Raw genomic sequence first — 6,072 nt, 5'->3', positions numbered from 1 at the left:
CCGTTACCGCAGAAACGGATATGTACTCGATCTGATCCAACATCCTGGTCGGCCCAGAGGCCGCCATCGGGGGCAAGCCCCCTCCCACATTTTTATCTCCAGTGTGGCTTAGAGCTCGCCCAGGCCATCAATCAGCGCCTGGTTCTGCTCCGGCGTTCCGATGCTGATCCGCAGGAACTGGGCAATCCGCTCCTGCTTGAAGTGCCGCACGATCACACCCTGCTCACGCAACCTGGCCGCCAGGCCGGCAGCGTCGTGTCGCGGGTGACGAGCGAAGATGAAGTTGGCGGCTGACGGCAGCACTTCGAAGCCTTTATCTTCCAGTTGTGCGACCACCTTGTTGCGGCTGTCGATCACCCATCGGCACGTTTTCTCGAAGTACTCACGGTCCTCGAACGCCGCCGCCGCGCCTGCAATCGCCAGCCGATCCAGCGGATAGGAGTTGAAGCTGTTCTTGACCCGCTCAAGCGCCTCGATGAGGTCCGGGTGGCCCACGGCCAGGCCCACCCGCAAACCGGCCAGTGAGCGCGATTTGGACAGGGTCTGGGTCACCAGCAGGTTCGGATAGCGGTCCACCAGGCTGATGGCCGTCTCGCCGCCGAAGTCGATATAGGCTTCATCGACCACCACCACCGAGTCCGGGCTGGCCTTGAGGATCTGCTCCACGGCGTCCAGCGCCAGCACGCAGCCGGTCGGCGCGTTCGGGTTGGGGAAAATGATCCCGCCGTTGGGCCGCGCATAGTCGGCCACGCGAATCTGGAACTGCTCGTCCAATGGCACCGCGTCGAAGGTGATGCCATACAGGCCGCAATACACTGGATAGAAGCTGTAGCTGATATCCGGGAACAGCAGCGGCAGGTCGTGCTGGAACAAGCCGTGAAAGATGTGCGCCAGGACTTCGTCGGAACCGTTGCCGAGGAAGACCTTGCCCGCATCGATCCCGTAATGGCTGGCTACGGCCTGCTTGAGCAGGTCGCTGTTGGGGTCCGGGTACAGACGCAAGTTGTCGTTCAACTCGGCCTGCATCGCCGCCAGCGCCCTGGGCGATGGGCCGTAGGGGTTTTCGTTGGTGTTGAGCTTGACCAGTTTGCTCAGCTTCGGCTGTTCACCGGGCACGTATGGCACCAGATCCTTGACGAAAGGGCTCCAGAATTTACTCATGCCTTATTTCCCCTCTTCAAGAATGCGGTATTCAGCACTGCGCGCGTGGGCGCTCAGTGACTCGCCACGGGCCAGCACCGACGCGGTCTTGCCCAGTTCGGACGCGCCCTGGGGCGAACAGAAGATGATCGACGAGCGCTTCTGGAAGTCATACACCCCAAGCGGCGACGAAAAACGTGCGGTGCCGGAGGTCGGCAGTACGTGGTTCGGGCCTGCGCAGTAGTCGCCCAGGGCTTCACTGGTGTGGCGCCCCATGAAGATCGCGCCGGCGTGACGAATCAACGGCAGCCAGGCCTGTGGGTCCGCCACGGACAGCTCAAGGTGCTCCGGCGCGATACGGTTGGCCACTTCGATAGCTTGCTCCATGTCGCTCACCAGAATCAGCGCGCCGCGGCCATTGATCGATTTCTCGATGATCGCGGCGCGCTCCATGGTCGGCAACAGCTTGTCGATGCTGGCGGCAACCTGGTCGAGGAACGCAGCGTCGGGGCTGACCAGGATCGCCTGGGCGTCTTCGTCGTGCTCGGCCTGGGAGAACAGGTCCATGGCGATCCAGTCCGGGTCGGTCTGGCCGTCACACACCACGAGGATTTCCGAAGGCCCGGCGATCATGTCGATACCGACCTGGCCGAACACATGGCGCTTGGCGGTGGCCACGTAGATATTGCCCGGCCCCACCACTTTGTCGACCTTCGGCACGCTTTCAGTGCCATAGGCCAGGGCGGCCACGGCCTGGGCACCGCCGATGGTGAACACGCGATCGACGCCGGCGATGCAGGCGGCGGCCAGTACCAGCTCGTTGAGTTCGCCACGCGGGGTCGGCACCACCATGACCACCTCGGTCACCCCCGCCACCTTGGCCGGGATCGCGTTCATCAATACCGACGACGGGTACGAGGCTTTGCCGCCCGGCACATACAGGCCGGCGCGGTCCAGCGGCGTGACCTTCTGGCCCAGCACGGTGCCATCGGCCTCGGTGTAGCTCCAGGAATCCTGCTTCTGTTTTTCGTGATAGCTGCGCACCCGCGCCGCCGCCACTTCCAGCGCTTCACGCTGGGGCGCGGTGATACGCGTCAGGGCCAGTTCCAGGCGTTCACGGGGCAGGATCAGGTCGGCCATGGACTTGACGTCCAGGCCGTCGAACTGACGGGTGAAGTCCACCAGTGCCGCATCGCCGCGCTCGCGCACGGCTTTGATGATGTCGAGCACCCGCTGGTTGACCGAGTCGTCGGACACGCTTTCCCAGCTCAGCAGATGATCCAGATGATGGGCGAAATCCGGGTCGGCAGCGTTGAGTCGGGCAATTGCAGTGGACGTGGTCATAGCGAGGGCCTCATAGGATTGGCAAAAAACTCAGGCGCCCTAAACTACCGTTCGCTCCGCTTGGGCACCTGAGAATTCTGGCTATGAGGCGGATAGACGGGCGCAGCCTTTGGGCTACGCAGGTGAGTCAACCGCGGTGTCGAGACTCCACTGCCTTGCGCAGGGTGTCGATCAACGCCTGGATACGGGCGTGCTGCATCTTCATCGATGCTTTGTTGACGATCAGGCGCGAGCTGATGTCGGCAATGAAATCCTGGGGTTCGAGACCGTTGGCGCGCAGGGTGTTGCCGGTGTCGACCACGTCGATGATCTTGTCGGCCAGGCCGATCAGCGGCGCCAGCTCCATCGAGCCGTAGAGCTTGATGATATCGACTTGACGGCCTTGTTCGGCGTAGTAGCGTTTGGCGACGTTGACGAACTTGGTCGCCACGCGCAGGCGGCCCTTGGGTTCGACGTCGCCGACACGGCCGGCGGTCATCAGTTTGCACAGGGCGATACGCAGGTCCAATGGCTCGTAGAGCCCCTGGCCACCGTATTCCATCAGGACATCCTTGCCGGCGACACCCAGGTCGGCGGCGCCATGTTCAACATAGGTCGGCACGTCGGTAGCCCGCACGATCAGCAGGCGCACGTCGTCCTGGGTCGTGGGGATGATCAGCTTGCGGCTCTTGTCCGGATTCTCGGTCGGCACGATGCCCGCTTCAGCCAGAAGCGGCAACGTGTCGTCAAGGATGCGGCCCTTGGACAGTGCGATGGTCAACATGGGAAATGTCAGTCCTTCATCAGGCTATTGCTGTCCGGTCGCAAACGGCGCCAGACACAGATCGAGGCCGTTACAGCCTCGATTTGAAACAAACCAGTGTGTGTGTGTAGGAGCGAGCTTGCTCGCGAAGAACTCATGGGCACCGCGTTGAATCTGGATAAACGCGTTACCGTTGACGTTTTCGCGAGCAAGCTCGCTCCTACATACAATGCAGCGGGGGTTAGCCCGGAACGCGGCGGATTTTAGCGCCGAGCATCTGCAGCTTTTCTTCGATGCACTCGTAGCCACGATCTATATGGTAGATGCGGTCGATCAGGGTGTCGCCGTCAGCGCACAGTGCCGAAATCACCAGGCTGGCCGAGGCACGCAGGTCGGTGGCCATCACTGGCGCGCCCTTGAGCTTGTCGATGCCGGTAACGATGGCGGTGTTGCCCTCGACCTGGATCTTCGCACCCATGCGGTGCAGTTCGTACACATGCATGAAGCGGTTTTCGAAGATGGTCTCGATCACGGCGCCGGTGCCTTCAGCGATCGCGTTCAAGGAAATGAACTGCGCCTGCATGTCGGTCGGGAATGCCGGGTACGGGGCTGTGCGCACATTGACGGCTTTTGGCCGCTTGCCGTGCATGTTCAGCTCGATCCAGTCTTCACCGGTGGTGATTTCGGCGCCGGCTTCCTTGAGTTTTTCCAGGACGGCTTCGAGGATGGTCGGATCGGTGTCCTTGACCTTCACGCGGCCACCGGTCACGGCAGCGGCAACCAGGTACGTGCCGGTCTCGATGCGGTCAGGCATGACTTTGTAGGTGGCGGTGTGCAGACGCTTTACACCATCAATAGTGATGGTGTCGGTGCCGGCGCCGGAAACCTTCGCGCCCATGGCGTTGAGGAAGTTGGCCAGGTCGACCACCTCCGGCTCGCGCGCGGCGTTTTGCAGGACGCTGCGGCCATTGGCCAGGGCAGCGGCCATCATGATGTTCTCGGTACCGGTCACGCTGACGGTATCAAAGAAGAAATTCGCGCCACGCAGACCACCTTCCGGCGCCTTGGCCTTGATGTAGCCGCCTTCGACGTCGATGATCGCGCCCATGGCTTCCAGGCCACGGATGTGCAGGTCGACCGGACGCGAGCCAATGGCGCAACCGCCAGGCAGGGCCACTTCGGCTTCACCGAAACGCGCGACCATCGGGCCGAGTACCAGAATCGACGCACGCATGGTTTTCACCAGCTCGTACGGTGCGATCAGGGTCTTGATGGTGCGAGGGTCGATTTCGACGGACAATTTCTCGTCGATCACAGGCTCGATACCCATGCGACCGAACAGCTCGATCATGGTGGTGATGTCGTGCAGGTGCGGCAAGTTGGCCACAGTCACAGGGCCGTCGCACAGCAGGGTCGCCGCCAGGATCGGCAAGGCAGAGTTTTTCGCACCGGAAATGCGGATTTCGCCATCGAGGCGGGCACCACCGGTAATAATCAATTTATCCATAAGAATCTCGACGCCTTGGGGGCTCAGGTGCGCTCGGCCCAGGCCGCGCGGCTGAAAAATTTCATAGTGACCGCATGGATGCTGCCATCGGTGATCCATGGGTTCAAATGGGCATAGATCTGCTGCTGACGCTTGACCGGGCTCAATGCCGCCAGTTCATCGCTAATCACGTTCAGCTGGAAATTGCAGCCTTCGCCTTCAACTTCTACAGTCGTTTCCGGCAGCTTTCCTTCAAGGAAGCTCTTAACTTCTAGGGCCTGCATGCTCAACCTCTATCGGCGCCCAGTGCGCACGGGTCGCACATCATACAAAAAAGCCCCGCGCCTGCGAACCCCGCATAGCAGGACTCTGACGGGGGGCTTTTTTGATAAATGTGTATTAAGGGTGTGCCAACAGCTCGGTGAGGCCGGAAACCTCGGCAATCTCGCGCATGTCTTCAGGCAATGCACGGATGCTGAGTGGCTTTTTTGCCGCTTCGGCATCACGCATAAAGCACAGCAGCAACGACAGACCGACGCTGCTGGACTTGGTCACCGCCGAGCAATCGACCACCAGCGCAGGCGCGCTGCTGGCCTTGATCAGAGCCTGGCCCTGCTTGCGCAGGTCAGGCCCGGTGCGGTAATCGAGCACGCCGCTGAGCAACAGCTCGCCGGCGTCGCCGATACGAACAGCCGACTCGGTCATTGCGCTGGCTTCCCGGCTTCCTTATCGGAAGTTTCCTTGGCCTTGGCCACTTCGCCGGCCCAACCATCGATGGTCTTGTCCAGGTTGTTGCCATTGCGCTGCATCGCGTCGGCGAACTGATCACGGAACAGCTTGCCGATATTGATGCCGTTGATGATCACGTTGCGCAGTTTCCACTCGCCGTTGACCTTCTCCAGCGTGTACTGCACAGGGTACACGGCGCCATTGTTGCCCTTGACGCTCATGTTGACGCTGGTGCGATCACCCGACTCATCACCGGCCGGAGCCACGGTAATGCCCTGGTTGTTGTATTCAAGCAAGGCGTTGCCGTAGAACTGGAACAGGCCGCGCTTGAAGTTTTCCTGGAAACGCTGCATCTGCGCAGGCGTGGCCTTGCGCGAGTACTTGACGGTCATGATGCTGCGGGAGATGCCTTCGGCATCGACCACCGGACCAACAATGCTGTTGAGCGCGTTGTAGAACAGGCTCGGGTCCTGTTTGTACTTTTCCTTGTTGGCCGACAGGTCAGCCAGCATTTTGTTGGTAGTGTCCTGCACCAGTTCGTGGGCGGAACCGGCTGCGTTGGCCATCAACGGCAGCGCTGCAAGCAGCACCAGAAGGCCGCGTCGCAAGGTAGAGATCATGAACAGATTCC

At 61.2% G+C, this 6,072-nt stretch carries 7 protein-coding genes; all 7 read right to left on the bottom strand.

What is annotated here, in order from left to right; translation table 11 throughout:
- Positions 1-108: 108 nt before the first annotated feature.
- The 7 genes from hisC to BFP89_RS12430 all read right to left on the bottom strand — a co-directional run bounded on the left by hisC (position 109) and on the right by BFP89_RS12430 (position 6,061).
- Positions 109-1,161: a histidinol-phosphate transaminase gene (gene hisC, locus BFP89_RS12460; RefSeq protein ID WP_065885797.1), complete on the bottom strand. Its 1,053-nt coding sequence runs from the start codon at positions 1,159-1,161 to the stop codon at positions 109-111.
- A 3-nt stretch (positions 1,162-1,164) separates the two neighbouring features.
- Entirely contained in the window at positions 1,165-2,484 is a 1,320-nt protein-coding gene (hisD, locus tag BFP89_RS12455; protein ID WP_065885796.1) for a histidinol dehydrogenase, read from the bottom strand.
- A 127-nt stretch (positions 2,485-2,611) separates the two neighbouring features.
- Complete coding sequence (gene hisG, locus BFP89_RS12450; protein WP_003188599.1) at positions 2,612-3,247, bottom strand: ATP phosphoribosyltransferase; 636 nt, start codon at positions 3,245-3,247, stop codon at positions 2,612-2,614.
- Positions 3,248-3,467: 220 nt separating this feature from the next.
- A complete protein-coding gene (gene murA, locus BFP89_RS12445) occupies positions 3,468-4,733 on the bottom strand; it encodes a UDP-N-acetylglucosamine 1-carboxyvinyltransferase (RefSeq protein ID WP_065885795.1) in 1,266 nt (421 codons plus the stop codon).
- 23 nt (positions 4,734-4,756) lie between these two features.
- Positions 4,757-4,996: a BolA family protein gene (locus BFP89_RS12440; RefSeq protein ID WP_003188597.1), complete on the bottom strand. Its 240-nt coding sequence runs from the start codon at positions 4,994-4,996 to the stop codon at positions 4,757-4,759.
- A gap of 115 nt (positions 4,997-5,111) precedes the next feature.
- Complete coding sequence (locus tag BFP89_RS12435; protein ID WP_065885794.1) at positions 5,112-5,417, bottom strand: STAS domain-containing protein; 306 nt, start codon at positions 5,415-5,417, stop codon at positions 5,112-5,114.
- Positions 5,414-6,061 carry an MlaC/ttg2D family ABC transporter substrate-binding protein gene (locus BFP89_RS12430; protein ID WP_065885793.1) on the bottom strand — a complete coding sequence of 216 codons (648 nt, stop codon included), beginning with the start codon at positions 6,059-6,061 and terminating at the stop codon, positions 5,414-5,416. Before BFP89_RS12430 ends, BFP89_RS12435 begins: the two co-directional genes overlap by 4 nt.
- Between the last annotated feature and the right edge of the window lie 11 nt (positions 6,062-6,072).

Origin of the sequence: Pseudomonas sp. 31 R 17, from assembly GCF_900004915.1 — a bacterium.
In the GTDB taxonomy this organism is placed as follows: Bacteria; Pseudomonadota; Gammaproteobacteria; order Pseudomonadales; family Pseudomonadaceae; genus Aquipseudomonas; species Aquipseudomonas orientalis_A.
The sequence above is the reverse complement of the archived record's forward strand: the minus strand, read 5'-3'. Positions and strand labels throughout refer to the sequence as shown.